The sequence below is a fragment of the Ciceribacter sp. L1K22 genome (assembly GCF_017599385.1).
Lineage (GTDB): Bacteria > Pseudomonadota > Alphaproteobacteria > Rhizobiales > Rhizobiaceae > Allorhizobium.
The window spans coordinates 2,820,240-2,845,104 of sequence record NZ_JAGFPK010000001.1 but is presented as its reverse complement, the minus strand read 5'-3'; the positions used below and the strand labels follow the sequence as shown (position 1 = coordinate 2,845,104).

The 24,865-nt window shown below is 61.1% G+C and carries 22 protein-coding genes; 13 read left to right on the top strand and 9 right to left on the bottom strand.

Annotation, left to right across the window (positions count from 1 at the left end; all coding sequences use genetic code 11):
* Positions 1-8 precede the first annotated feature (8 nt).
* The 4 genes from J5J09_RS14155 to J5J09_RS14140 form a co-directional block, all read right to left on the bottom strand.
* A complete protein-coding gene (locus J5J09_RS14155; protein WP_208551529.1) occupies positions 9-800 on the bottom strand; it encodes an ABC transporter permease in 792 nt (263 codons plus the stop codon).
* Positions 797-1,672 carry an ABC transporter permease subunit gene (locus J5J09_RS14150; protein WP_246745845.1) on the bottom strand — a complete coding sequence of 292 codons (876 nt, stop codon included), beginning with the start codon at positions 1,670-1,672 and terminating at the stop codon, positions 797-799. Before J5J09_RS14150 ends, J5J09_RS14155 begins: the two co-directional genes overlap by 4 nt.
* 112 nt (positions 1,673-1,784) lie before the next feature.
* The gene (locus J5J09_RS14145) at positions 1,785-2,891 is read right to left on the bottom strand and encodes an ABC transporter substrate-binding protein (RefSeq protein WP_208551528.1); all 1,107 of its coding nucleotides are present in this window, start codon (positions 2,889-2,891) and stop codon (positions 1,785-1,787) included.
* A gap of 157 nt (positions 2,892-3,048) precedes the next feature.
* Positions 3,049-3,921, bottom strand: a complete 873-nt coding sequence (locus J5J09_RS14140) for a MurR/RpiR family transcriptional regulator (RefSeq protein ID WP_208551527.1) — start codon at positions 3,919-3,921, stop codon at positions 3,049-3,051.
* 174 nt (positions 3,922-4,095) lie between these two features.
* On the opposite strand from J5J09_RS14140, the gene J5J09_RS14135 reads away from it, so the two are divergent.
* The 8 genes from J5J09_RS14135 to J5J09_RS14100 all read left to right on the top strand — a co-directional run bounded on the left by J5J09_RS14135 (position 4,096) and on the right by J5J09_RS14100 (position 13,090).
* Positions 4,096-4,866: an N-formylglutamate amidohydrolase gene (locus tag J5J09_RS14135; protein ID WP_208551526.1), complete on the top strand. Its 771-nt coding sequence runs from the start codon at positions 4,096-4,098 to the stop codon at positions 4,864-4,866.
* Positions 4,867-4,949: 83 nt separating this feature from the next.
* A complete protein-coding gene (locus J5J09_RS14130) occupies positions 4,950-5,459 on the top strand; it encodes a TRAP transporter small permease subunit (protein ID WP_208551525.1) in 510 nt (169 codons plus the stop codon).
* A gap of 20 nt (positions 5,460-5,479) precedes the next feature.
* Positions 5,480-6,805 carry a TRAP transporter large permease subunit gene (locus tag J5J09_RS14125; RefSeq protein ID WP_208553589.1) on the top strand — a complete coding sequence of 442 codons (1,326 nt, stop codon included), beginning with the start codon at positions 5,480-5,482 and terminating at the stop codon, positions 6,803-6,805.
* Between the two features lie 105 nt (positions 6,806-6,910).
* Complete coding sequence (locus J5J09_RS14120) at positions 6,911-7,951, top strand: TRAP transporter substrate-binding protein (protein WP_208551524.1); 1,041 nt, start codon at positions 6,911-6,913, stop codon at positions 7,949-7,951.
* An 85-nt stretch (positions 7,952-8,036) separates the two neighbouring features.
* A complete protein-coding gene (locus tag J5J09_RS14115; RefSeq protein ID WP_208551523.1) occupies positions 8,037-9,404 on the top strand; it encodes a glutamine synthetase family protein in 1,368 nt (455 codons plus the stop codon).
* Positions 9,405-9,616: 212 nt separating this feature from the next.
* Complete coding sequence (locus tag J5J09_RS14110; RefSeq protein ID WP_208551522.1) at positions 9,617-11,002, top strand: aldehyde dehydrogenase family protein; 1,386 nt, start codon at positions 9,617-9,619, stop codon at positions 11,000-11,002.
* Positions 10,999-12,144 carry an iron-containing alcohol dehydrogenase gene (locus J5J09_RS14105; RefSeq protein ID WP_208551521.1) on the top strand — a complete coding sequence of 382 codons (1,146 nt, stop codon included), beginning with the start codon at positions 10,999-11,001 and terminating at the stop codon, positions 12,142-12,144. The genes J5J09_RS14110 and J5J09_RS14105 overlap by 4 nt, the downstream gene beginning before the upstream one ends.
* Positions 12,145-12,370: 226 nt before the next feature.
* Positions 12,371-13,090: a ParA family protein gene (locus J5J09_RS14100; RefSeq protein ID WP_208551520.1), complete on the top strand. Its 720-nt coding sequence runs from the start codon at positions 12,371-12,373 to the stop codon at positions 13,088-13,090.
* Between the two features lie 78 nt (positions 13,091-13,168).
* Here J5J09_RS14100 and J5J09_RS14095 read toward each other — a convergent pair whose 3' ends face one another.
* Complete coding sequence (locus J5J09_RS14095; RefSeq protein ID WP_208553588.1) at positions 13,169-14,473, bottom strand: L,D-transpeptidase; 1,305 nt, start codon at positions 14,471-14,473, stop codon at positions 13,169-13,171.
* 205 nt (positions 14,474-14,678) lie between these two features.
* Between J5J09_RS14095 and J5J09_RS14090 the strand changes: the two genes are divergently transcribed.
* The 4 genes from J5J09_RS14090 to J5J09_RS14075 all read left to right on the top strand — a co-directional run bounded on the left by J5J09_RS14090 (position 14,679) and on the right by J5J09_RS14075 (position 18,107).
* The gene (locus J5J09_RS14090; protein ID WP_208551519.1) at positions 14,679-15,503 is read left to right on the top strand and encodes an aldose 1-epimerase family protein; all 825 of its coding nucleotides are present in this window, start codon (positions 14,679-14,681) and stop codon (positions 15,501-15,503) included.
* A gap of 62 nt (positions 15,504-15,565) precedes the next feature.
* On the top strand, positions 15,566-15,904 hold the full coding sequence (locus J5J09_RS14085; protein ID WP_208551518.1) for a TIGR01244 family sulfur transferase: 339 nt from the start codon (positions 15,566-15,568) through the stop codon (positions 15,902-15,904).
* A gap of 48 nt (positions 15,905-15,952) precedes the next feature.
* Positions 15,953-16,294 (top strand): RidA family protein, encoded by a 342-nt coding sequence (locus J5J09_RS14080; RefSeq protein ID WP_208551517.1) that lies wholly within the window; start codon positions 15,953-15,955, stop codon positions 16,292-16,294.
* 262 nt (positions 16,295-16,556) lie between these two features.
* On the top strand, positions 16,557-18,107 hold the full coding sequence (locus J5J09_RS14075; RefSeq protein ID WP_348646462.1) for an EAL domain-containing protein: 1,551 nt from the start codon (positions 16,557-16,559) through the stop codon (positions 18,105-18,107).
* A 23-nt stretch (positions 18,108-18,130) separates the two neighbouring features.
* Here the strand turns inward: J5J09_RS14075 and J5J09_RS14070 are convergent, their stop codons facing one another.
* From J5J09_RS14070 to J5J09_RS14055, 4 genes are all read right to left on the bottom strand, one after another.
* Positions 18,131-19,795, bottom strand: coding sequence for a thiamine pyrophosphate-binding protein (locus J5J09_RS14070; protein ID WP_208551515.1), 1,665 nt, complete (start codon positions 19,793-19,795; stop codon positions 18,131-18,133).
* Positions 19,792-20,994 (bottom strand): CaiB/BaiF CoA-transferase family protein, encoded by a 1,203-nt coding sequence (locus J5J09_RS14065; protein ID WP_208551514.1) that lies wholly within the window; start codon positions 20,992-20,994, stop codon positions 19,792-19,794. Before J5J09_RS14065 ends, J5J09_RS14070 begins: the two co-directional genes overlap by 4 nt.
* The gene (locus J5J09_RS14060) at positions 20,991-21,953 is read right to left on the bottom strand and encodes a DMT family transporter (protein WP_208551513.1); all 963 of its coding nucleotides are present in this window, start codon (positions 21,951-21,953) and stop codon (positions 20,991-20,993) included. Before J5J09_RS14060 ends, J5J09_RS14065 begins: the two co-directional genes overlap by 4 nt.
* 90 nt (positions 21,954-22,043) lie before the next feature.
* The gene (locus tag J5J09_RS14055; RefSeq protein WP_208551512.1) at positions 22,044-22,985 is read right to left on the bottom strand and encodes an alpha/beta hydrolase; all 942 of its coding nucleotides are present in this window, start codon (positions 22,983-22,985) and stop codon (positions 22,044-22,046) included.
* A gap of 218 nt (positions 22,986-23,203) precedes the next feature.
* Between J5J09_RS14055 and ettA the strand changes: the two genes are divergently transcribed.
* Positions 23,204-24,853: an energy-dependent translational throttle protein EttA gene (gene ettA, locus J5J09_RS14050; protein ID WP_208551511.1), complete on the top strand. Its 1,650-nt coding sequence runs from the start codon at positions 23,204-23,206 to the stop codon at positions 24,851-24,853.
* Positions 24,854-24,865 lie beyond the last annotated feature (12 nt).

Sequence of the window (24,865 nt, the reverse complement as noted above, 5' to 3'; positions counted from 1 at the left end):
GGATGTCCTCAGGCCGGGCGCTGGGCGGATTTCTGGAAGCGGGAGACGAGCTGAATCAGAGCCAGGCAACCCCATGTAATGGCGAAGGCGATCACCGAAAGAGCGAACGGTTCATATGGTTTGTTGGCACCAATGCGCTGCAAATACGGGCCGAAGGCCGGGCGATCGAGAAGGGCGGCGAGGGTAAATTCGCCAATGACGATCGCAAATGTCAGGAAAGCGCCGGAGAGCACTGCCGGAATGACATTCGGGAGGATGACCCGGCCGAGGATCGTTGTCCATCCGGCTCCTAGGCTCTGCGCCGCCTCGGTCAGAGTCGCGACGTCAATGGTGCGCAATCCGGTATCGACCGCACGATACATGTAGGGCAGCGCAAGGATCGTGTAGCCAAAGGCGAGCAGCAGGTTTGTTCCGATCACCGATCCCGTCAGCGGCAGCCAGCTTGATGTGTTGTAGAGCCTGATATAGCCGAAGACGATGACGATAGCGGGTATGACGAGCGGCATTAGTGTCAGGAACTCGACGTAGGGGCGAGCCCAGGGCATCTTCAGCCTCACCCAGAAGGCCGTGGGCACGACGAGCAGAACGCCGAAGACGATCGTCACCAGCGCCATGATCACGGAATAGCCGAACGTCTGCTGGAACTGCGGGTCGGCAAAGACCTTGACGTAGGCGTCGAAGCTGTAGACGCCGCGACGGGCCTTCATCGAAAACTCGAAGAGGCCACCCAGCGGGACGAAGAAGTAAAGGAGGCCGAAGATCAGCGCGGCCCAGCCGGCAATGCGTGCCCAGATGCTCATTTCAGCCACCTTTCGGCGCGGATGCGCAGCCAGATGTAGACGACGTTGGCGATCGCCGTGACGACGATCATGCCGAAGGCCATGGCGTAACCCAGGTGCGGGTTGCCGAGAACGTCGCCGCGGATCTGCGCATAGAGTTGGATGGGCACGATGTTGAGGCTCGATCCGGTCAGCGCGATGGCGGTGGCGACGGCACCGAATGCGTTGGCGAAGAGCAGTGCGAACGTGCCGAGAAGGGATGGAAACAGGATCGGCAGGGCGACCATGCGCCAGTATTGCAGCGCTGTCGCGCCAAGGATTTCCGCAGCTTCGCGCCATTCGCGGCGGAGGCCTTCAAGTGCCGGCGTGATGATCAGGATCATCAGCGGTATCTGGAAAAAGAGATAGGTGACGGTCAGGCCCCAAAAACTCAGGATGTTGAAGCCGAGATCCCGCTGCAAGACGATGCCGAAATTGGTGCGGAGAAAGACGGTGACCAGGCCGACAGGACCGAAGGTGGCCAGAAAGGCAAAAGCCAGGGGCACGCCGGCGAAGTTGGAGGCAACCCCCGAGAAGGTAAGAAGGGGCGACTTGACCCACCGCGGCACCGCACCGAACACCACGGCCGCCGCCATCGCAAATCCGATGAGGCTGCCGAGCGCGGCCGAGGCAACCGAAATCTTCACCGAAATCCAGTAGCTCGACGGGATGGTCCCGGAGTTGAGGTCGATGATGTTCTGAAGGGTGAAGCTTCCGTCGCGGGTCTGAAACGCACCGATGACGATGTGCATCGTCGGCAGGATCAGGAACATCGTGATGAAGATCACGAAGGGCATGATGCCCAGCCATGTCAGGGGCAAACGCATCCTGCGTGCGGGAGGAGCTTGGGTCATGTGAGAGCCTTCGCGGCGGGCATGGTAAACAATTTATGAAGTAAGGCGCAGAAGCGGGGAAATGGCAAGCTCCGGTCCGCCAGGCGGACCGGAGCCTGAATGTCAGCCGGATTTACTGAACGTTGGCGCCGACAACGCTGTCCCAGCCGCCTGTGACGACGGCCTTGTTGGCGTTCTGCTCTTCAACGGTCGGGAACACAGCGGCTTCATAGCTCTCAGCCGGCGGCAGCGCATCGAGCAGAGCCTGGTCGATCTTGCCGGCCTTTGCCATGGCGTTGAAGCGCGCCGGGTGGCAGTAGCCCTTGAGCCACAGGTTCTGGCCTTCGTCGGAGTAGAGGTATTCCATCCACAGCTTCGCAGCGTTCGGGTGCGGTGCATAGGCAGAAATACCCTGGACATAAACACCGGCCAGAACACCGGTCTTCGGAACGACGATTTCCACAGGCGGGTTGCCGGCGAGTTCGTCGCGCCATGCGAGAACGTTGTAGTCCCATGCGATCGCGATCGGGGTCGCGCCCTGGGCAATCGTGCCGGCCTTGGCGATGACCGGAACGAAGTTGCCTGCCTTGTTCAGCTCGGCGAAGTATTCGAGGCCGGCCTTGCCGGATTCTTCGCCAGCCTTTGCTCCCTTGTGGAGACCAGCGGCAAGAACGCCAAGAATAGCCTGGTTGGAAGCGCGCGGGTCACCGGCGAGAGCGACCTGGCCGGCATATTCCGGCTTCAGCAGATCGGCCCAGTCGGCTGGCGTGTTCTCGACGAGATCCTTGTTCACGATGAACGACAGAACGCCGTAGTAGTCGCCGTACCAGTAGCCTTCGGCGTCCTTGATGTTCTCCGGGATTTCGTCCCAGGTGGAGACCTTGTACGGCTGGAGCAGGCCTTCGGCCTTCATCTGCGGGCCGAATGCGAGGCCGACGTCCACAACGTCAGGAGCCTGCGGGCCCTTGTTGTCCTTGTTGGCCTTGATGGCTTCCACTTCGTCGGCCGAGCCGGCGTCCGGGTTCAGTTCGTTGACCTGGATTTCCGGGTACTTGGCCTTGAAGCCGGCGATGACGTCGCCATAGCCGCACCAGCTGTGGGGCAGGGCGATGGTGGTCAGCATGCCTTCCTTCTTGGCGGCTTCGATCAGCTCTGCGCTGGGTTCTGCCACGGCGAGGGAAGTGGAGGCCACGACGAGCGCCGTCGTAGCGGAAAGAAGGCGGGTGATGTTCTGGAACACGGTCTTTCTCCTTGTTGGTGTCGCGTGTCGGCGCGACTGTTATTCGTCTTCGATGATACTTGTGTGACGGAAGCCAGACGCGTGCCGCAAGCGTCGGTGTTTCCCCTCATCCCTTTGATATCTTTGTCGATCTTCTGTGTGTCATTCCTTTCGTCGGTTATTTAGGCTTGCGGAAGAGACGGGCCTGTTCGAACAGGCCTTCGAGCGTGTTGATGCGTTCGCGGGTCTCGCTCCAAGCGGCGCTTTGCACCGCCTCGATCAGAGCTTCCACGACGAAGAGCGTGACGACGGACGAGTCCCAGGCTGAAGGTGCCTCGATGTCGATCTTGAAGACGTGGCGGGCATGCCTGGCTGCCGGCGAGGTCCATGGGTCGGTAAAGAGAATGATCTCGACACCGTTGTTTCTGGCGGCCTCGGCCAGCCGTGCCATGTCGGCCTCGTAGCGGCGGATGTCGAACATCACCAGAATGTCGCCCTCGCTCATGTTGAGCACGTGCTGCGGCCAGGAACTGGTGTTCGACGAGATCAGCGCCGTCTTAGGGCGGATGACCTGCATATGGGTGAAGAAATATTCGGCGAGCGCGCCGGTGATGCGGCCGCCGACGAAATAGAGGTTGCGCTTGCGGTCGCTGAGGAGGTCGACGACGCTGTCGAACATGGCGCTGTCGAGACCCGAAAGCGTCTGGCGCATATTGTTCATCACGGCGTCGGCGAATCTGTTGAGGATATGCATGCCGGGCGCATTCGACGCCCACCGGTCGTGCTTGGCGATCGGGTTCGACAGGCTTGCCTCGAGCTCCTGGTGAAGGTTCGCCTGAAACTCGGCGTAGCCCTTGTAGCCCAGTTTCTGAACCATCCGCGCCACCGTTGGCGTCGACACGCCGGCGTTTTCGGCAATCGTCGTGATACTGCCGAGGCCCGACACCGGGTAGTTGTCGAGCAGGCTTTCGGCCAGCAATCGTTCGGCGCGCGTCAGCTCGCCGAAGCGCGCGTGGATGGCGTCGAAAACGGTTTTGGCCGTTGCGTTCAAACGGATGTCTTTCTTGTTCCCCGGCGTGCGGCTTCTGCCGCTTTTTTCAGAACTATTGCCCTGGAGTTCGGCCGGGTCAATCCTTTTCGTGAAGAGATTTTTTCAGAAACACGATTGACAGTGACAGGAAGGTGAAGAATTCTTTTCTCGAATTCCAGCCTCGGGGAACCTTACATGCTGACGCGATCGGACATCCTGGCGGCAAGCGACGGCGCAGCCGTGGCGGTGCACAGGCCGGAGAGCCAGGGCCGCGTGCTGCTCGTCTGCGAGCATGCATCGCGACGACTGCCGGCCAGCGTCGGCGATCTCGGACTTTCGTCAGATGCCCTGATCAGCCACATTGCCTGGGATCCCGGTGCGCTTGCCGTTGCCGAGCGCATGGCGGAGCTTTTGGACGCGACGCTGATTTCACAGCGATTTTCCCGGTTGATCTATGACTGCAACCGACCTCCGGAATCGCCTTCGGCGATGCCAGAGGTGAGCGAAATCTACGAGATACCCGGCAATCGCGACCTCTCGCCAGCGGAGAAGTTCGCCCGTACGGCCGCGCTCTACGTGCCGTTCCACGACCGGGTCGCAAGCGAGATCGCGCTTCGCCGGCAGCGGGGCGCGGCGCCGGTTCTGGTCACGATCCACAGCTTCACACCCGTGTACATGGGAAAGCGCCGCGATGTCGAAATCGGCATCCTGCACGACGACGACAGCCGTCTCGCCGATGCCATGCTCAATGGTGCGACGGAGGGCTACCGAGTGGAGCGCAACGAGCCCTATGGTCCTGCCGACGGGGTGACGCACAGCCTGAGGCTTCACGCTCTTCCGTTCGGTCTGCTGAATGTCATGATCGAGGTCAGGAACGACCTGATCGCGGATGTGGACGGGCAGGAGAGGGCGGCCGGTTATCTGGCGCGGCTCATCAATGCCGCCCTTGGTGCCTTCGACCCCTGAACGGGCTGAAATAGCAACGCAAGCGCATACGAGAAAAAAGAGGGAACGCATGCGATTGAAGATAAAAACGGGAGACGTGGCTCATGCCTGAGGCGATCAGGACCTATGTGCGCGTGATCGATGCGTTCAACCGGCGCGTCGGACGGATCGTCATGTATGGCGTCTTCGTGATGATGGGCATCCTGCTCTATTCCTCCCTGTCCAAGAGCATGTTCCTGCCGGCGCACTGGACACTCGAAATGGCGCAGTTCGTGATGGCTGGCTATTATCTCCTGGGCGGCGCCTATTCGCTTCAGCTCGACAGCCATGTGCGCATGGACCTGCTCTATGGCCGCTGGTCGCCGAAGACCAAGGCGGTCGTTGACGTGATCACGATCATGATGCTGTTCGTATACCTGTTCTTCCTCCTGTGGGGCGGCGTGTCGAGCACGACCTACGCGCTTCAGTACGGCGAAACCAGCTACTCCTCCTGGTCCCCCTATATGGCGCCGGTCAAGATTGTCATGGTGATCGGCATCCTGCTCACCTTCCTGCAGGCGACGTCGATCTTCATCAAGGATCTGGCGGTTGCCATCGGGAGGCCGATCGCGTGACCGACTTCCTCAGCTATGAAATGATCGCGCTCCTGATGTTCTCGTCGATGATGATGTCGATGCTGACCGGGCAGCGCGTGTTCGCGACCATCGGCTTCGTTGGCGTGGTGGCTGCGGCCGTGCTCTGGGGCAATGGCGGCTTCGAAATGGGCTTTTCGGCCGGCATGAAGCTTATGAAGTGGTATCCACTGCTGACGCTGCCGCTGTTCATCTACATGGGCTACATGCTGTCGGAATCCGGCATCGCGGAGGATCTCTACAAGGCCTTTCACGTCTGGTTTGGCGGTATGCCAGGCGGGCTCGCCGTCGGCACGATCGGCCTGATGGTGGTGATCTCGGCCATGAACGGCCTGTCCGTGGCCGGCATGGCGATCGGTGCGTCGATCGCGCTGCCCGAACTGTTGCGCCGCGGCTATGACAAGATCATGGTCTCGGGCGTCATCCAGGCAGGCAGTTCGCTCGGGATCCTGATCCCGCCAAGCGTCGTTCTCGTGCTCTACGGCATGATCGCGCGCCAGCCGGTCAGCCAGCTCTGGCTCGCGGGCGTGTTCCCGGGCCTGCTGCTTGCAACGCTGTTCTGCATCTACATCATCATCCGCTGCCGCCTCAATCCGACGCTTGGTCCGGCCCTTCCCAAGGAAGAGCGCGACATGCCGATGGTCGAGAAGCTGAAGCTTGCGCGTGCCGGCGTGCTGCCATTCGTCATCTTCTTCCTGATGATGGGTCTCTTCCTGATGGGCGTAACCAGCCTTGTCGAGAGCTCGGCGGTCGGGGCACTGGGTGCCTTGTTCGCGGCCTGGTACAAGGGCCGCCTGACGAAGGCTGTCTGGAACCGGGTGCTCGAGCAGACGCTCGGCATCTCCTGCATGTTCATGTGGATCATCCTGGCCGCACTCTGCTTTGGCGCGGTCTTTGACGGACTGGGTGCAGTGCGCGCGATCGAAAACCTGCTGGTCAACGATATAGGCCTGTCGCCCTGGCAGATCCTGATCATGATGCAGCTGTCGTTTCTGGTCATGGGCGCGTTTCTCGACGACACGGCGATGCTGGTCATCGTCGCGCCGCTCTACATCCCGCTCGTCGGCAAGCTCGATCTCGGGATCGACAACGCGCTGATCTGGTACGGCGTGCTCTACACGATCACCTGCCAGATCGCCTACATGACCCCGCCCTTCGGCTACAATCTGTTCCTCATGAAGGCGATGGCGCCGCCCGATTTCCGGTTAATCGATATCTACCGCTCTGTCGTGCCGTTCGTTTTGATCATGTTGCTCGGTATGGTGATCATCATGGTCTTTCCGCAGATCGCAACCTGGCTCCCGAGCCAAATCTATCTTCGAGGTTAGCGTTCGAATGACAAGAGGCCCGGCAAACGGGCTCGGTACAAGCACTACCCGCAGGACCTGAGGTTCCCGCGGTCTTCCAGAGAAACGAAGAAAGAGGGAAACAACATGACCAACAGCAGACGTTCATTCCTGAAGACGGCCGCGATGGCCACCCCCGCCGTTCTGGCGGCGCCCTACGTGAAGGCGCAAAACGCCAAGATCACCTGGCGCCTGCAGACCTATGCCGGTGCTGCGCTTGCCGAATTCGTCATCCGGCCTGCGGTCGATGCCTTCAACAAGGCGGCGAACGGCGAGATGGAAATCCAGCTCTATACGGCCGACCAGCTGGTGCCGACCGGGGAGCTCTTCCGCGCCATGCAGGCCGGCACCATCGATGCGGTGCAGTCGGACGACGACTCGATGAACTCGCCGGTCGATATCAAGGTGTTCGGCGGCTACTTCCCGTTCGCCTCGCGCTACAGCCTCGACGTGCCGACGCTGTTTTACGAATACGGCCTCGCCGAGATCTGGGACGAAGCCTATACGGAAGTGGGTGTGAAGTGGTTGTCGGCCGGCGCATGGGATCCGTGCAATTTCGCCACCAACAAGCCGATCACCAAACTCGATGACCTGAAGGGCCTGCGCGTCTTCACCTTCCCGACGGCCGGTCAGTTCCTGTCGCAGTTCGGCGTCGTCCCTGTCACCATCCCGTTCGAAGACGTTCCGGTTGCCATGCAGACGGGTGAAATCGACGCGATCGCCTGGTCTGGCATCACTGAGGTCTTCACCTCGGGTTGGGTCGATGTGACCAAGTACTTCCTCACCAACAACGTCTCCGGCGGCTGGTGCGGTTCGTTCTTCGCCAATGCCGACCGCTGGAAGGAAGTCCCGCCGCATCTGCAGACGCTCTGGCAGATGTGCATGGATTCGTCGCACTACAAGCGCCTGCATTGGTACTGGGGGGGCGAAGCACGCTTGCGCGCCGAAGGTGGTCGTCTTGAACTGACGAGCATCCCGGACGCTGAGTGGAAGACCGTCGAAGATGCCGCGCATGTGTTCTGGGAGGAAGTCGCCAAGCAGACCCCGCGCACCGGCAAGGTCGTCGAGATCCTCAAGAAGTACAATTCCGACATGGAAAAGGCCGGCAAGCCTTACCGTTACGGCTGACACATGACATGGCGATCCGGTTTCGACCGGGTCGCCCTCACAAAACAAGACGGCATGAGCCAATCGCTGCCCTGGGAACACCGAGATGACCACGTACACATTCGAAGATCTGAAAAAGGACGTCGCCGAGGGGCGCATTGACACGGTTCTGGCGTGTCAGGTGGACATGCAGGGACGCTTGATGGGCAAGCGTTTCCAGGCGGAGTATTTCGTCGAGAGTGCCTATAAGGAAACGCATAGCTGCAACTATCTGCTTGCCACCGACATGGAGATGGAAACCGTCTCCGGTTACAAAGCGACGAGCTGGGAAAAGGGCTATGGCGATTATACCATGAAGCCGGATCTTACGACGTTGCGTCGTATTCCCTGGCTCGAAGGCACCGCACTCGTTCTCTGCGACATGCTCGACCACGCCACCCATGCCGAAGTGCCGCATTCGCCGCGTGCTATCCTGAAGAAGCAGGTCGCCCGGCTTGAAGCCATGGGCATGAAGGCCTTCATGGCGACCGAACTCGAATTCTTCCTCTTCGACCAGACCTATGACGAGGCGCGGCTTTCCGGCTATCGCGACCTGAAACTGGTCTCTGGATACAACGAGGACTACCACATCTTCCAGACCACCAAGGAAGAGGACGTGATGCGGGCGATCCGCAAGGGCCTGCAGGGCGCCGGCATCCCTGTCGAAAACTCCAAAGGCGAGGCCTCTGCCGGCCAGGAAGAGATCAACGTGCGCTATGCCGACGCCCTAACCATGGCCGACCGGCATGTGATTATCAAGAACGGCTGCAAGGAGATCGCCTGGTCGAAGGGCAAGGCCATCACCTTCCTTGCCAAGTGGCATTACAACGCTGCCGGTTCGTCCTCCCATATCCACCAGTCGCTCTGGTCCGCGGATGGCAAGACGCCTCTGTTCTTCGATGAGAAGGGTCAGTACGGCATGTCGGAGACGATGAAGCACTACATGGCGGGCCTGCTCAACCACGCCTCAGAGATCACGTATTTCCTCGCGCCATACATCAATTCCTACAAGCGCTTCATGGCTGGCACATTTGCGCCGACCAAGGCGATCTGGTCGAAGGACAACCGCACCGCCGGCTACCGTCTTTGCGGCGACGGCACCAAGGGTATCCGCGTCGAATGCCGCGTCGGTGGCTCCGATCTCAATCCCTATCTCGCCATGGCAGCGCTTTTGGCCGCCGGCATAGACGGGATCGAGAAGAAAATGGAGCTCGAACCGGCCTTCACGGGGGATGCCTATGGCGCGCAGGACGTCCGCGAAATCCCGCGCACGCTGCGGGCGGCCGCCGAAACTCTGAAGGACTCCCAGATGCTGCGGGCGGCGTTCGGCGATGACGTTGTCGATCACTATGTCCGTGCTGCTGAATGGGAACAGGAGGAGTATGATCGGCGGATCACCGACTGGGAAGTCGCGCGCGGTTTCGAGCGAGCATAATCGGCTGGGAGCTAAGGATACCCCTTTGGGGAGATATCGAAGCCGCGATCGCGGCGATATGAAGAGTTAGGCGACCTCTCGATCAGGGAGGGCATGCCGGCCGGACCGATCCAGGGGAAGCGCGATGACGCACCCCTGCGTCACCTTTACGGATGGCGGTACGGATCGAGGCGCGGTATCGGCGACAAAGAGCTTTTGAGGAGCACCCTGGAATGACCATGATCCAATGCATTTCTCCGATCGACGGATCGGTTTACGCCGAACGCCCGGCCATGTCGCTTGAAGCGGCGACCGAGGCGGTTGCGCGTACCCGCAAGGCGCAGAAGGCCTGGGCGCGCCGGCCGCTAGAAGAGCGCGTGCAACTCGTGCTGAAGGGTGTGGCGCGCCTCAACGAGATGGCCGACGAGGTGGTGCCGGAACTCGCCCACATGATGGGCCGGCCGGTCCGCTACGGCGGCGAATACAAGGGCTTCAACGAGCGTTCGAACTATGTCGCCTCCATCGCTGCCGACTCGCTGAAGCCGCTGGTCATCGAAGAGAGCGCATCCTTCGAGCGTCGCATCGAGCGCGAGCCGCATGGTGTCGTCTTCGTCATTGCGCCGTGGAACTACCCCTACATGACCGCGATCAACACGATCGCACCGGCGCTGATGGCGGGCAACACCGTGGTCATCAAGCATGCGACCCAGACGCTGCTGGTTGGTGAGCGCATGGTGCGCGCTTTCGTCGAGGCTGGCGTGCCCGATGACGTGTTCATCAACCTTTTCCTCGACCACCAGACGACATCCGCGCTGATCGCGGCCGGGAATTTCAACTTCATTAACTTTACCGGTTCGGTTGAAGGCGGTCGTTCGATCGAGCGCGCCGCTGCCGGTACCTTTGCGGGTCTCGGCCTCGAGCTCGGCGGCAAGGATCCTGGCTATGTGATGGAGGATGCCGATCTCGACGCTGCCGTCGACACGCTGATGGACGGCGCGACCTACAATTCCGGCCAGTGCTGCTGCGGCATCGAGCGTATCTATGTGCATGAGAGCCTCTACGATGCCTTTATCGAGAAGTCTGTCGCCTGGGTGTCGAACTACAAGCTCGGCAATCCGCTCGACAAGGAAACGACCCTTGGCCCGATGGCCAACAAGCGGTTCGCCAAGGTCGTGCGCGAGCAGATCGCCGATGCGGTTTCGAAGGGCGCCAAGGCGCTTGTCGATCCGAAGCTGTTCCCGCAGGACGACGGCGGCGCCTACTTGATGCCGCAGGTCCTGGTGAACGTCGATCACTCCATGGCCTTCATGAAGGACGAGACTTTTGGTCCGGCCGTTGGCGTTATGAAAGTCAAGAATGACGACGAGGCGCTCGGCCTGATGAACGACAGCCCCTACGGCCTGACTGCCTCTCTCTGGACGCAGGATCCGGAGCGGGCCGCCCGTATCGGCCGCGACATCGAAACCGGCACCGTCTTCATGAACCGCGCCGACTATCTCGACCCGGCGCTCTGCTGGACCGGCGTGAAAGAAACCGGCAAGGGCGGCTCTCTTTCCGTACTCGGCTTCCAGAACCTCACCCGTCCAAAATCCTATCACCTGAAGAAAGTCACGAAATGAACATCGTCGCCAACTGGAGCTATCCCACCGCCGTCAAGATGGGACGTGGCCGCATCAAGGAACTGGCGGACGCTTGCAAATCGCTCGGCATGAAGAAGCCGCTGCTGATCACTGATCGGGGCTTGGCGCCCATGGCGATTACTCAGACGGCACTCGACGTTTTGGAAGAGGCGGGCCTTGGCCGCGCACTCTTCGCCGATGTCGATCCAAACCCGAACGAGAAGAACCTGGAAGCCGGCATCAAGGCCTACAAGGATGGTGGCCATGACGGGGTCGTCGCTTTCGGCGGCGGTTCCGGTCTCGACCTCGGCAAGTGCGTCGCCTTTATGGTCGGCCAGACGCGGCCCGTCTGGGATTTCGAGGATATCGGCGACTGGTGGACGCGGGCCAATTCCGACGGCATCGCCCCGATCGTCGCCGTGCCGACAACGGCCGGCACCGGTTCGGAAGTCGGCCGCGCCTCTGTCATCACCAATTCCGAAACCCATGTGAAGAAGATCATCTTCCATCCGAAGTTCCTGCCGGATGTCGTCATCTGCGATCCGGAACTGACGGTCGGCATGCCGAAGATGATCACCGCCGGCACGGGCATGGATGCCTTCGCCCACTGCCTGGAAGCCTATTCCTCGCCTTTCTACCATCCGATGAGCCAGGGCATCGCGCTCGAAGGCATGCGGCTCGTCAAGGAATTCCTTCCGCGCGCCTACAAAGATGCGACCGACATCGAGGCACGGACCAACATGATGTCGGCCGCCGCCATGGGCGCGGTCGCATTCCAGAAGGGTCTTGGCGCCATCCACGCGCTGTCGCATCCGATCGGTGCCGTCTACAACACCCACCACGGCATGACCAACGCCGTTGTCATGCCGCCGGTACTCAAGTTCAATCGTGACGCCATCGAGGACAAGATCGAGCGCGCCGCAGCTTATCTCGGTATCGCCGGCGGCTTCGATGGCTTCTACGATTACGTGTTGGCGCTTCGTTCCGAACTGAACGTGCCGGACAATCTGACGGCGATGGGAATCAAACCCGACCGGATCGAGGAATTGTCGGCCATGGCGATCGAGGACCCGAGTGCCGGCGGCAATCCTGTAAAGATGACGCTGGAGAACACCAAGAGCCTTTTCGAAGCCTGCTTCTAACCCCTCAATTCAGGGGGTGCCCCTTCGTCTCCCGGCACAACGTGTCGGGAGATTTTCTTTTTGATATCAATTCACTGAAAATATATCAGAAATTTCTTAAAGATGAGATCTTCGCCCCATTCTTGAAGGTTTGTTAACCATAATTAGAAAGAGTGGGAATATGGCACCATGAGCCGGTGTCCCGCAGAGCAATGATTGGCTCGGGCCATACGTTTGAGGATCTAGAATGCCAGTCATCTCCTTTGCCAATGCCAAAGGCGGCGCGGGCAAAACAACAGCCGCTCTGCTTCTCGCGACCGAACTCGCCCACCAGGGCTACCGCGTCGCCATTCTGGACGCCGATCCTCAACGGTGGATCAGCCAGTGGTTCGAACTGTCCGGCCCGCAGCACAATATCGAAGTCGTCTCCGAAGTATCGCTCGCATCGCTGCAGGGGCACCTGCGCGAGCTGTCGGCTACCTCCGACTATGTCGTCGTGGACCTCGCCGGCGCTCGGGACGCAGTGGTGACGGCGGCGATCGGTCTCTCCGACCACGTCATGATCCCGATCCAGGGCTGTGCCATGGATGCCAAGGGCGGCGCCCAGATCCTCGATCTGATCCGACTCATGGAGGAGGCGGGTAACCTGAAGGTGGCGCACTCCGTCGTTCTGACCCGGGTTACCTCCATGGTCACGACGCGTGCCTTGCTAACCATCAAGGGCTTGCTCTCGGCGCGCGGCGTGAACGTCATCAATACCCCGATCGTCGAGCGCAGCGCCTATCGCGAGATCTTCGACTGTGGCGGCACCTTGTACGGGATGGATCCTGCCAAGATCAGCAATCTCGACAAGGCCCAGGAAAACGCCCGTGCCTTTGCGGCCGAAGTCATGCGGCTTCTGCCGGTCAAGGTCATCCGCTCGCAGACGCCGCGTCGCTTCCTGCGGCTGGTGCGCAACGCCGCCTGATAACCTCCCAAGCCAAACGAAAGAAGCCGCCGTAATCACATCCGGCGGCTTCTTTCGTTTCATGTGCCAAAGTCACGATCAGTCGATGAACTCGACCGTCACGCCCGGCTTCACCATCTTGGCAAGTTCGGTCGCGTCCCAATTGGTTAGGCGGATACAGCCGTGGCTCTGGGTGCGGCCGATCTTCGAGGGTTCCGGCGTTCCGTGAATGCCGTAGGTCGGCTTCGACAGCGCCAGCCACACGGTGCCGACAGGACCATTGGGACCCGGTGGGATCGACAGAACGCGGTCGTTGTTGCCCTGCTTGAAGTTTACCTTCGGATTGTATGTATAGCCGGGATTGAGGGCGATCCGCTCGACCGTGACGGTTCCAGAGGGAGACGGCGTATCGGCAGAGCCGATGCTCGCGGGATATGCGGCGATCAGCGCGCCGTCCTCACCATAGGCGAAAACCTGCTTCAATCCCTTGTCGGCAATGATGCGCGCAACCGAACCTTTCTTGGCCGGGCCGGGATCTACCACCTTGATGATGGTGCCCGGAATGGTGAAATCGACCCCCGGATTAAGTTCGCGGAGATAGGCTTCATCCATGTGGAATTTCTCGGCCAGCATTTCGGCGGTCGAAGTGTAGGAGAGAGCCGGAAGCGCGGCCTTCTCGGCGTAATCCTCCGGAATCGCCGCCACATAGGGACCCGCGGCGTCACCGGCAGTGATTGTGTAACTCATGAAGGCGAGGCCGCCGGAGAGGCGGAGCCGCTCGATGATGCCATCGGCGTCATTCGGGTCCAGCGTCTCGCCGGTGATCTGTTCCCAGGCCACGATCGCCTTGTTGACGTTCTGTCCCATCTTGCCGTCGATGACGCCGGGCGACACGCCTTCGCGATCGAGGAAGACCTGAAGTGCCGTCACTTCGGGGCGGGAAAGCTTGCCGACAGGTATTTCAGGGATCGCCTTTTTCGTCATCGGCTGTTCAGGCTGCTCCTGAGCGCCGAAGCTGTCGTCCGGGAAGCCGGGCAGGGCTTCCTCCAACGGTTGCCGCTCGATCGCGGGATCGCCTGGCACCGATCCGGTCATGACGTCATCTTCCCATACAGGCGCGTTGGCAACCTGACCGCCCCAGTAGGGTTCGCGATGGCGGCGCGGGAAATACTCCTCCGCAGGCATCTCGTAGGCGATCATGTTGCCGTAGCGGTCGAGGAGAATGCGGCGACCGCTGTTGTCGTAACGCACGACGACTTCACCCCGTTCGGGCGTGTAGCCAAGCAAGTCGCCCTCTGGCGTCACCAGAAGCGTCTGCGAGCGGCCGTAGACATCCTGCGCCACCGAGGGCATGGCAAAAAGCGATGTCGCTGCCGCCAGAGCTGCAAGCGCCGTGCCTGTCATCCATCTTTTCGTAACGGTAGCCTTCATTGAGATTCCACTCCGGTATTCGGCAAAATTCCCCATTTGACAGTAGGCCGCAAAAGGTGAATTCATGGTGAACACCGTCTTAACAGCTTCGGCTTGATGCGGGAAAAGTGTGGCAAAGCAATGCCTTCCTTATGGCAAATCGGCGGTGTCACGAAAAATTCAGATGAGGCGGCTTTCCATGGATTTCAAGGCGGCAAAGGGCCCGCGGCTTTCACTCGATCCAACGTCCGTGCTGGACATTCGTTCCTGTGTCGTCGACGGCGTGGATCTGTCGCCGGGTCGCGCGATTCCCGATGATGGCGACCCCCGAATCGACCATTCGCTTGAAGGCTTTCTCTTCACCTGCGGTCCCGATCACATCCGCCATCCTGAACCGATCTCAGGCAAGGATGGCGCGAACTATCCGCTGCATGGCTCGTTCTCGTCCCGTCCGGCCGATATTCTCGATGTCAGCCTCGAGGACGATGCGGATTGCCGGGCACGCGTGCCTGTTGACCTCGCCGACGGCGGAAAGGCGCTGCTGACGCGGCACTGGCGGATCGACGGCGCCAACGGTGAGGTGCACCTGCGCGATACGCTCTGCAATGCCGGCGAGACGCCGTTCCCCGCGATGCTGATGTACCACATGAACATCGGCTCGAAGCATCTCGACGAGGCCACCCGGATATCCGGCGCCATGATCAAGGAGGGTTCGCTTGGCTGGCGGTTCGGAGATCCGGCGGGCCAGGTGTTCTGTGTGCCGGCGGGAAAGGGCGGCTGGGCCGAGGTACGGCTCGGACCGATCGCCGCTATCGGTGGCCGGACGCTCATCGTGCGGTTCCGTACCGATACTCTGCCGTTTCTGCAGATGTGGCACAACCAGTCCGCTCCGGCTGCCGTTCTCGGCATCGAACCCGTCTCGCACCGCTGGGTCGGGCGGGCGGAACTGGAAAAGGCGGGCGAACTGGACTTGCTGGCGCCGGGCGAGACCCGTGAATACGCGCTCACCTTCGCCTTCGTTTAGATTGACGCCCTGCCGATGGCACCTTAAGTGTTTGCCACATTCATTCGAGGAGCACGATGGCGATGGATATCAGGCAGATCAACGACGAATACGCGGTCACAGGCCAGATCACTGTTGCCGATCTCGATGCAATCAAGGCGCAGGGTTTCCAGTCGATCGTCTGCCATCGTCCTGACAATGAGGAACCGGGCCAGCCGACATTCGCGGAGATCGCGGCTCGCGCGGAAGAACTTGGGATCAAGATCAAGCACGTGCCCGTCGGCCCGATGGGCGTGACGCCGGAGGCGGTCGCCGACATGGTTGACGCCCTTGAGGAGTTCGACCGGCCGATGCTCGGCTATTGCCGGTCGGGCGCCCGCTCGACCCGCACCTACGAACTCGCGCTCCACCAGCGCGGCTGAGCCGGCATTCCAGCCGGACCAATATCTTACACCAACAGGAGCATTTCCATGACCATCAAGCGTATCGAGCCTGGCAAGCGCATGAGCGGCGCCGTCGTTCACGGCAACACTGTCTATCTGGCTGGCCAGGTGGGCGAGGGCACGAGCGTGACAGAGCAGTCGAAGTCGGCGCTTGCCGAAGTTGATCGCCTGCTTGCCGCCGCCGGTACCGACAAGTCGAAGATTCTTCAGACGATCATCTATCTCTCGGACATGTCGACCTTCGGCGAAATGAACGCCGTTTGGGAAGGCTGGATCGACCCGGCGAACCCGCCGGCTCGCGCGACAAGCGAAGCGGCTCTCGCGACCCCGGACTACAAGGTCGAGTTCATCGTTACTGCAGCGCTCTGAGCCTTCGACGATCGATTGCCCATGGGCCGGTGTATCCGCGATACACCGGCCTTTTTCGTTTCAGTGATCGCGACTGCGAATGCGGCTGCGACACGGACATGCTCGGAAAATCGCACAGCAGACACGAAGAAACGATAGAAAGGACGCCCTCTCCGCTATTTTATAAGAATAGCTTAATATATATGTGTCCTACTGTCGGCACGCTTGGCCAGAATTTTCCCCTAAGGGCATGGCCGACACAGGGGCGGGGCGGACACAGACGGTGCGTAATCCATTCACAAGTCGGGCTTTTTCGGATGCGATTATCCTTACGGCATTCTGCCTTTGCGTCCTTTTCTTCGCTGTTCAGAACGATGCCTTCGAGGCGCTTGTTGACTATGTGGCTGATCACGAAGAGTACCAGCTCGACGAGTTGATCCTCGCTCTCGCCACCGCCGGCATCGGCAGCCTTATCTATGCCGCCTTGCGGGTCGTCGAGCTCGCACGGGCGCTCAACGCCAAGGAGCGGGCAGAAAGCGATACCGCCTGGCTCGCCGAACACGATCCGCTCACCCATCTTCACAATCGCAGGGGTCTAGACGCGGCTGTCGCGGCCATGGAGGCCAACGGCACCACGGGGCGCTACACCGTTCATTCCATCGATCTCGACGGCTTCAAGAAGATCAACGACCTGCTGGGCCACGAGGCCGGCGACCAGGCGCTGTTCGAGGTCGCCCGCAGGCTTGGCGGCATCTACGGCAGCGACGCGCTGTTTCGTGTCGGAGGCGACGAATTCGTCGTGCTGCAGGGGTCCACGGACGCCCAAGCGGCGCAGGCGAAAGCCAGCGCGGCCGTGGCGGCGCTTTCCGAACCCTTTGCGCTCAGCGGAACGACGGCCGAGATCGGCGCCAGTATCGGCATTGCCTCCGTGCCCAAGGGGAAGGGCGGTGTCCGGACTGCCCTGCAACATGCCGATGCTGCGATGTACGTCGCCAAACGCGGCGGGCGCAACCAGACAGTCTGGTTCGAGCCTTCGATGAAGGATGCCTTGAGGCACCGCATCGAGCTTGAGCGCGATCTGCGCAGCGCGCTCAGGGAACACGTGGTCGTCCCGTATTTCCAGCCTCTGGTCGATCTCAAAAGCGGGAAGGTTCACGGCTTCGAGGCCCTGGCTCGATGGGAACGGAACGGGGAATTCTTACCGGCCATGGAATTTATCGCCCTCGCGGAGGAAACAGGGCTCATCGTTGAACTGACCGACCAGCTCCTGCGCCGGGCGTCGATCGAGGCGAAAAGCTGGCCGAACCACGTCAATCTCGCCTTCAACATTTCGCCCGTGCAGTTCCGCGACCCGCAGCTCGGCCTGCGTATCATTCAGATCCTCGGCGAAACCGGACTGCCGCCACACAGGCTGGAGATCGAGATCACCGAGACGGCGCTGGTGCAGGATCTGCATCAGGCCGACATCACGGTATCCACACTGCATGCGGCGGGAATTCGCGTCGCTCTCGATGATTTCGGAACCGGCTATTCAAGCCTGTCGCAGCTTTCCCGCTTCAACTTCGACAAGATCAAGATCGATCGAAGCTTCGTGGAAGGGTTCGAGACCGACGAACGGCAGGCGAAGATCGTTCGCGCCGTCCTTGGTCTCGGCCGGGGGCTCGGCCTCACCATGACCGCGGAAGGCATAGAGAGCGAAAGCCAGTTGAAGGCACTGACCGAGCTCGGCTGCGATGTCGGCCAGGGTTTTCTTTTCGGTCGCGCCATGCCGGCGGACGATGCCCGCCGGCTGTGCGCGCTCGACACGGATACGATCCGGTCACTGGCGGGCTGAGGACCAGCCCACCTCGTGATGTTCTAGCCGTTCCTGCTTGCAGCGGCGATCTCGCTCAGCGTCAGCGCCGGCGTGATGGCTTCCGGATCCAGCTTGATCTCGATGATCGAGGGTTTGCCCGAGGCGCGGGCCCGCTCGAAGGCGCCCGCGAACTCTTCCGTCTTGCCGACCGTTTCGCCGTGGCCGCCATAGGCGCGGGCGAGGTCGGCGAAGTCAGGGTTGGTAAGGCCGGTGGCGCTGACGCGGCCGGGATATTCCCGCTCCTGATGCATGCGGATCGTGCCGTAGATGCCGTTGTTGATCACCAGGACGATGATCGGCAGATTGTAGCGCATGGCAGTCGCGAATTCCTGGCCGTGCATCATGAAGCAGCCGTCACCCGCGAAGCAGATCACCTCGCGTTCGGGGAACAACTGCTTGGCGGCAACCGCTGCCGGCAGTCCGTAGCCCATGGAGCCGGAGGTGGGGGCGGCCTGTGTGCGGAACTTGCGGAAGCGATGGAAGCGATGCACCCAGGTCGCGTAGTTGCCGGCACCGTTGGTGAAGATGGTGTCGTCAGCCGTATTCGCCTCGATCCATTCCATGATCGGTCCCATTTGGACATCGCCGGGGCCCGTCTTGGGGGGCGTCGACCATCTGAGATAGGCGTCGTGCATCGCCGATTTGCGCTCGGCCCAGATCGGAGCGGCAGGCGCCTCAAGGTCCTCCAAGGCTTCCACGAACTCTGCGGGGCCGGAGCAGATCGCGAGATCGGGACGATACATCCGGCCGAGTTCTTCCGGATCGGGGAAGACGTGGACCAGCTTCTGCTTCGGGTAGGGAATATCGATCAAGGTGTAGCTGGAGGACGGCATTTCCGACATGCGGCTGCCGATCAGGACCAGCAGGTCGGCTTCCTTGATTTCCTTTGCAAGCGACGGATTGATTCCGATGCCGACATCGCCCGCGTATGATGGGTGCATGTGGTCGAACAGCATCTGGCGGCGGAAGGAGCAGCCGACGGGCAGCTTGAAGCGGCTGGCGAAATCCTGGATGCCGGCGATCGCCTCGTCGGTCCAGCGTGTGCCGCCGAGGATGAACATCGGCCGTTCTGCGTTTTTCAGCAGCGTCTCAAAGGTAGCGATTTGGCTTCGGCCGGGATGGCTCTCAACAGGCGTGTAGGGCAGGGCGGGGGGCGCCTCCACCATATCCGTCAGCATGTCCTCTGGCAGTGACAGCACGACCGGGCCGGGTCGGCCCGAGGTCGCGACGGCGAAGGCGCGGGTGACGAATTCCGGGATACGGCGGGCATCGTCGATCTCGCCGACCCATTTTGCGTATTCCGTCAGCGCCCGACGGTATTCGACTTCCTGAAAGGCCTCGCGCTCGCGCATGTCGCGCGCGACCTGGCCAATGAAAAGGATCATCGGGATCGAATCCTGGCGGGCGATGTGGAGGCCGGCGCTGGCATTGGTGGCGCCTGGGCCGCGGGTGACCATGCAGATACCCGGTTCTCCGGTCAGCCGGCCCCAGCAGTCCGCCATCATCGCCGCACCACCCTCCTGGCGGCACACCAGCGTCTCGATGCCGCTTTCGTAAAGCGCGTCGAGGACCGCGAGATAGCTTTCGCCGGGCACGCAGGAGACACGCTTGACGCCGTTCGCCTTCAAGGCTTCGACGATCAGTTCGCCGCCGGTCTTCTTTGTCATTTCGATGCCTTTCGTTCGATTTCCGCGAGTTCGGCCAGGATCTCGTCCTGGTGCTCGCCGACGCGCGGGCTCGGCCGCGTATAGGTCAGGGGTGTTTCGGACAGCACGATCGGGGTGCGCACGCCGGGTATGCTGTTGCCGTCGGGGTCCTCGAGGTCGATCCGCAGCTCGCGCGCCTTGACCTGCGGGTCATCGAACATCTCGGCGATAGAGTTGATCGGGCCGGCGGGCACGGCGTTGGTCTCGCACGCGCTCAGGAGATCGCGTTTGGTCCACTTTACAGTCTCGGTCGTGACGATGCGGCGAACCTCAGCCTTGTTGGCGACGCGCGCCTTGTTGGTGGAAAAACGCTCGTCGTCGGCGACCTCGGCGATGCCGAGGATGGCGCAAAGCCGCTTGAACTGGCCGTCATTGCCGACGGCGAGAATGAGATGGCCGTCCGAGGTCGGGACGACCTCGTAGGGCGAAATGTTCGGATGCGCATTGCCGAGCCTGACGGGCGCCTTGCCGGAGACGAGGTAGTTCATGTTCTGGTTGGCGAGCACGGCGGACATGACATCGAGCAGGGCCATGTCGACGAACTGGCCTTCTCCGGTCTTCATGGCGTGGATCAAGGCCGCCTGGATCGCGGTGACGGCATAAATGCCGGTGAAGATGTCGGCGATCGCGACACCCGCCTTCATCGGTTCGCCGTCCTTTTCGCCGGTGATCGACATGAAGCCGGACATGCCCTGCACGATGTAATCGTAGCCGGCGAATTCGGCGTAAGGGCCGTTCTGGCCGAAGCCGGTGATCGAGCAGTAGACGAGCCTGGGGTTGATGGCTTTCAGGCTGTCGTAGTCGAGACCGTATTTCTTCAGTCCGCCGAGCTTGAAGTTCTCGATGACGACGTCGGCGGTGGCGACCAGCCGGTGGACGATATCGCGGCCTTCCTCTGTGCGGAAATCGATGGCGATCGAGCGCTTGTTGCGGTTGGTCGAGTGATAATAGGCTGCCGACAGGTTTTCGCCATCCTTGCCCTCGACGAAGGGCGGTCCCCAGGCGCGGGTGTCGTCGCCTCCCTCAGGGTTTTCCACCTTGATCACGTCTGCGCCGAGATCGGCGAGCATCTGTCCAGCCCACGGACCGGCCAGCACGCGAGCAAGCTCGATGACGCGGATACCCTTGAGCGGAGGCTGGTTCGAATTCGTGTCTGTCATGGTTCAACTGTGGCGGTGATCTTTTCGGTCTCGGTCACCGGGCGGGATGCGGCCCTGCGCTCGCGCCAGATGATGAAGAGGCCCGAGCCAATGATGATGGATATACCGAGCCATTTGACGGCATTCGGGAAGTCACCGAACACCAGCCAGCCCGAAAGCGTGGCCGAGACGATCTCCAGGTACTGCATCGGCGCCAGGACGGACGCCGGCGCCTCGCGATAGGCGAAGACGGCAAGGATGCCGGAGAGCGCAGCAGCGAACCCGACCCCTGCCATCCATGCGATCGTCAGGCTATCCGGCAGCGATGGCGTCAGCGGCGCGAAGCCTGCAAAGTTCCCGACGAAAAGCACGACCGCACAGATCGGTAGTCCCCATAGCGACATCTGGAACTGCATCGTCCAGGGATCTTCCTTTTGCGAGAGGGCTCGCGTCATCAGCGCGAAGACTGCGACACAGAATGCGGTGACGATCGGCAGCAGGGTGATGAAGCCGACCTCCTGAAAACTCGGACGGATGACGATCATCGCCCCGATGAAGCCAACGACGCAGGCGAGGTAGCGCCGCCAGCCGATGGTTTCCTTGAGGAAGATGCTGGCGAGAACGGTCAAGATGATGGGTTCGACGAAAAAGATTGCGACAGCGTCGGCGACCGGCATGACGGCAAGCGTGGCAACGAAACAGATCATCGACAGCGTGATCAGAACGGCACGGATTGCATGATACTTGCTCTGGCGCCAGGAGAGGCCGCGCCATCCGCTGTTGGCCATGACGAAAGGCAGCATGAACAGGGCCTGGAACAAGAAGCGACCGGCTGTGATCATCGCCGGCGACGCTGTTTGCGTGGCCAACTTGGAGAAGACGTCGATCAGTGGCGCGAGAAGCATGGCAAGAACCATCAGGCCCAGGCCGTGAACGATCCTGTTCGTTGCGGTCGAATGCGGAAGGCTGGTCGTCGCCATGGTCATGCTTTCCCTATAGCCCGGCGGCCGTCGCCAGGCACTTGAAGTTATGTCATGACCTCATTCCGGATCAGACGAAAGATCATCGCCTCACGAATGCGACGCCTTTCTGGCGACGCCGTTGATCCAGTCGCAAAAATCGTCGATGGCCTGCTCGCGTCCGATCTCGTTGACAGTTTCGTGCCGCATCTCCTCGTAGATCCGCATGGTGACGTTTCGGAAGTCCTCATGCCGCAGCCGTTTCGCAAGCCAGCGCACGTCGGCAGCATTTCGCGTCGCCGGGTCCTGGCCGCCGCCGACGAGATGGATCGGCAACAGTTTGTTGAGCGGTGACAGGGCACCTTTGCGCATCGGTCGCTGCGCCAGTTCCAGAACGTCCTGCCACATCGAGATGCTGGCGTCGAAGCGGCAGAGCGGATCGGCGGCATAACGGGCAACGATGTCGGGGTCGCGCGACAGCCAGTCGAACTCGGTCGAACGATTCTCGATCGACTTACCCCAGGCACCAAAGGTGGCCCTTGGCAGGATGCTGCTCGGGACGTCAGAGCCCTTGAGCATGCGCTCCAGGGCCAGCACGAACTTCGCTGCTTTGCCTTCACGTCCCGTGTTGAAATTCGAGTTCCAGATGGCCAGACCGGCCATTGCCTGCGGATATGCGATCGCCGCGTTGAGCGCGATCAATCCGCCCATGGAATGGCCGAACAGAATCAGCGGCAGCCTCGGATGTTCCGACCGGGCGACTTCCCGCATCGCCAGAACGTCCTGAATCACCTTGTCCGGCCCCCCGGACAAGGCGAAAATCCCGAGGGGCGCATGCGTCGAGCAACTTTCGCCGTGCCCGCGATGGTCATGCGCATAAACATTGAAACCGTTGGCTGAAAGCGATTTTGCGAAGGACTGGTAACGACGGGAATGCTCGATCAGTCCATGGCATATGACTACGGTCGCGCGGGCGGGAGCCAACGCTTCCTCGTAATGATAGGCAAGAAGGGCGCCGCTCGGGCTCGAAAGGCGCCTTGTTTCGGAAAACATCCGGATCCTCCTCCACGATGTATGGCGAGACAGAAGGGGATTTTTTTCACGGGCGCAATGTCGTTTGCGGCCTTGGTACGCCTGCAGCGTTTCGATCCACAACCATATTCGCAACTTCCGGCCCAATCGGACCCGAAGCCGCCGTCCGGCATTGCCCCAGGTGCCGCTTTGGCCTACATAGCGGCCACTTTCCCTTTGACGCGCGGAGCAGACACTTCATGGCACGCCAGTTCATCTACCACATGTCCGGCCTCAACAAGGCCTATGGCAACAAGAAGATCCTCGAGAACATCCACCTGTCCTTCTATCCCGATGCCAAGATCGGCATTCTCGGTCCGAACGGCGCCGGTAAGTCGACCGTTCTGAAGATCATGGCCGGGCTCGACAAGGAATGGACCGGCGAGGCTTGGCTCGCCGATGGTGCCACGCTCGGCTATCTGCCGCAGGAGCCTCAGCTCGATCCGACGAAGACCGTGTTCGAGAACGTGATGGAAGGCGTTGCCGACAAGACGGCGATCCTGAACCGCTACAACGAACTGATGATGAACTACTCCGACGAGACGGCGGAAGAGGGCGCGAAGCTTCAGGACATTATCGATAGCCAGAACCTCTGGGATCTGGAAAGCCAGGTCGAAATGGCCATGGACGCGCTGCGCTGCCCGCCGGGTGACTCGGCCGTGGACACACTGTCGGGTGGTGAGCGTCGCCGTGTGGCGCTCTGCCAGTTGCTGTTGCGCAAGCCCGACCTGCTGCTTCTCGACGAGCCGACCAACCATCTGGACGCCGAGACGATCGCCTGGCTCGAAAAGCACCTGCGCGAATATCCGGGCGCCATCCTGATGGTCACCCACGACCGCTACTTCCTCGACAACGTCACCGGCTGGATCCTCGAGCTCGACCGCGGCCGCGGCATTCCCTACGAAGGCAACTATTCGGCCTATCTGCAGGCCAAAGCCAAGCGCCTGGCGCAGGAAGAGCGCGAAGAAGGCAGCCGCCAGAAGGCGCTGTCGCGTGAACAGGAGTGGATCGCGTCCTCGCCGAAGGCCCGCCAGGCCAAGTCCAAGGCCCGTATCCGCGCCTATGACGAACTGGTGGCAGCAGCGGAAAACCGCCGTCCCGGCGAAGCGCAGATCATCATCCCCGTCGGTGAACGCCTCGGCCAGGTGGTCATCGAGGCGGAAAACCTCACCAAGGCCTATGACGGCCGGGTGCTGTTCGAGAACCTCTCGTTCAAGCTGCCGCCCGGCGGTATTGTCGGCATCATCGGTCCGAACGGCGCCGGTAAATCGACCCTCTTCCGTATAATCACCGGCCAGGAGAAGCCCGACAGCGGTGAAATCCGGATCGGCGATACGGTGCATCTCGGCTATGTCGATCAGAGCCGCGATTCGCTGGACGGATCGAAAAACGTCTGGGAAGAAATCTCTGGCGGCAACGACATCATCAAGCTCGGCAAGTTCGAGATGAACTCCAGAGCCTACTGCGGCGCCTTCAACTTCAAGGGTGGCGACCAGCAGCAGAAGGTCGGCAATCTCTCCGGCGGCCAGCGCAACCGCGTGCATTTGGCGAAGATGCTGAAGGCCGGCGGCAACGTGCTGCTGCTCGACGAACCGACCAACGACCTCGACACCGAAACGCTCGGTGCGCTCGAAGACGCGCTCGAAAACTTCGCCGGTTGCGCCGTCATCATCAGCCACGACCGCATGTTCCTTGACCGTCTGGCGACCCACATTCTCGCATTCGAGGGCGACAGCCACGTGGAGTGGTTCGAAGGCAACTTCGAAGACTACGAACAGGACAAGATCCGCCGCCTCGGTGCTGACGCGGTCAACCCGAAGCGCGTCACCTACAAGCGTCTGACCCGCTGATCATTTCAAAAG

Coding starts and splice junctions, on each gene's coding strand:
- J5J09_RS14155 (WP_208551529.1), bottom strand. CDS start 800: ATGAGCATCTGGGCACGCATTGCCGGCTGGGCCGCGCTGATCTTCGGC.
- J5J09_RS14150 (WP_246745845.1), bottom strand. CDS start 1,672: ATGACCCAAGCTCCTCCCGCACGCAGGATGCGTTTGCCCCTGACATGG.
- J5J09_RS14135 (WP_208551526.1), top strand. CDS start 4,096: ATGCTGACGCGATCGGACATCCTGGCGGCAAGCGACGGCGCAGCCGTG.
- J5J09_RS14130 (WP_208551525.1), top strand. CDS start 4,950: ATGCCTGAGGCGATCAGGACCTATGTGCGCGTGATCGATGCGTTCAAC.
- J5J09_RS14125 (WP_208553589.1), top strand. CDS start 5,480: ATGATCGCGCTCCTGATGTTCTCGTCGATGATGATGTCGATGCTGACC.
- J5J09_RS14120 (WP_208551524.1), top strand. CDS start 6,911: ATGACCAACAGCAGACGTTCATTCCTGAAGACGGCCGCGATGGCCACC.
- J5J09_RS14115 (WP_208551523.1), top strand. CDS start 8,037: ATGACCACGTACACATTCGAAGATCTGAAAAAGGACGTCGCCGAGGGG.
- J5J09_RS14110 (WP_208551522.1), top strand. CDS start 9,617: ATGACCATGATCCAATGCATTTCTCCGATCGACGGATCGGTTTACGCC.
- J5J09_RS14105 (WP_208551521.1), top strand. CDS start 10,999: ATGAACATCGTCGCCAACTGGAGCTATCCCACCGCCGTCAAGATGGGA.
- J5J09_RS14100 (WP_208551520.1), top strand. CDS start 12,371: ATGCCAGTCATCTCCTTTGCCAATGCCAAAGGCGGCGCGGGCAAAACA.
- J5J09_RS14095 (WP_208553588.1), bottom strand. CDS start 14,473: ATGACAGGCACGGCGCTTGCAGCTCTGGCGGCAGCGACATCGCTTTTT.
- J5J09_RS14090 (WP_208551519.1), top strand. CDS start 14,679: ATGGATTTCAAGGCGGCAAAGGGCCCGCGGCTTTCACTCGATCCAACG.
- J5J09_RS14085 (WP_208551518.1), top strand. CDS start 15,566: ATGGATATCAGGCAGATCAACGACGAATACGCGGTCACAGGCCAGATC.
- J5J09_RS14080 (WP_208551517.1), top strand. CDS start 15,953: ATGACCATCAAGCGTATCGAGCCTGGCAAGCGCATGAGCGGCGCCGTC.
- J5J09_RS14070 (WP_208551515.1), bottom strand. CDS start 19,795: ATGACAAAGAAGACCGGCGGCGAACTGATCGTCGAAGCCTTGAAGGCG.
- J5J09_RS14065 (WP_208551514.1), bottom strand. CDS start 20,994: ATGACAGACACGAATTCGAACCAGCCTCCGCTCAAGGGTATCCGCGTC.
- J5J09_RS14060 (WP_208551513.1), bottom strand. CDS start 21,953: ATGGCGACGACCAGCCTTCCGCATTCGACCGCAACGAACAGGATCGTT.
- J5J09_RS14055 (WP_208551512.1), bottom strand. CDS start 22,985: ATGTTTTCCGAAACAAGGCGCCTTTCGAGCCCGAGCGGCGCCCTTCTT.
- ettA (WP_208551511.1), top strand. CDS start 23,204: ATGGCACGCCAGTTCATCTACCACATGTCCGGCCTCAACAAGGCCTAT.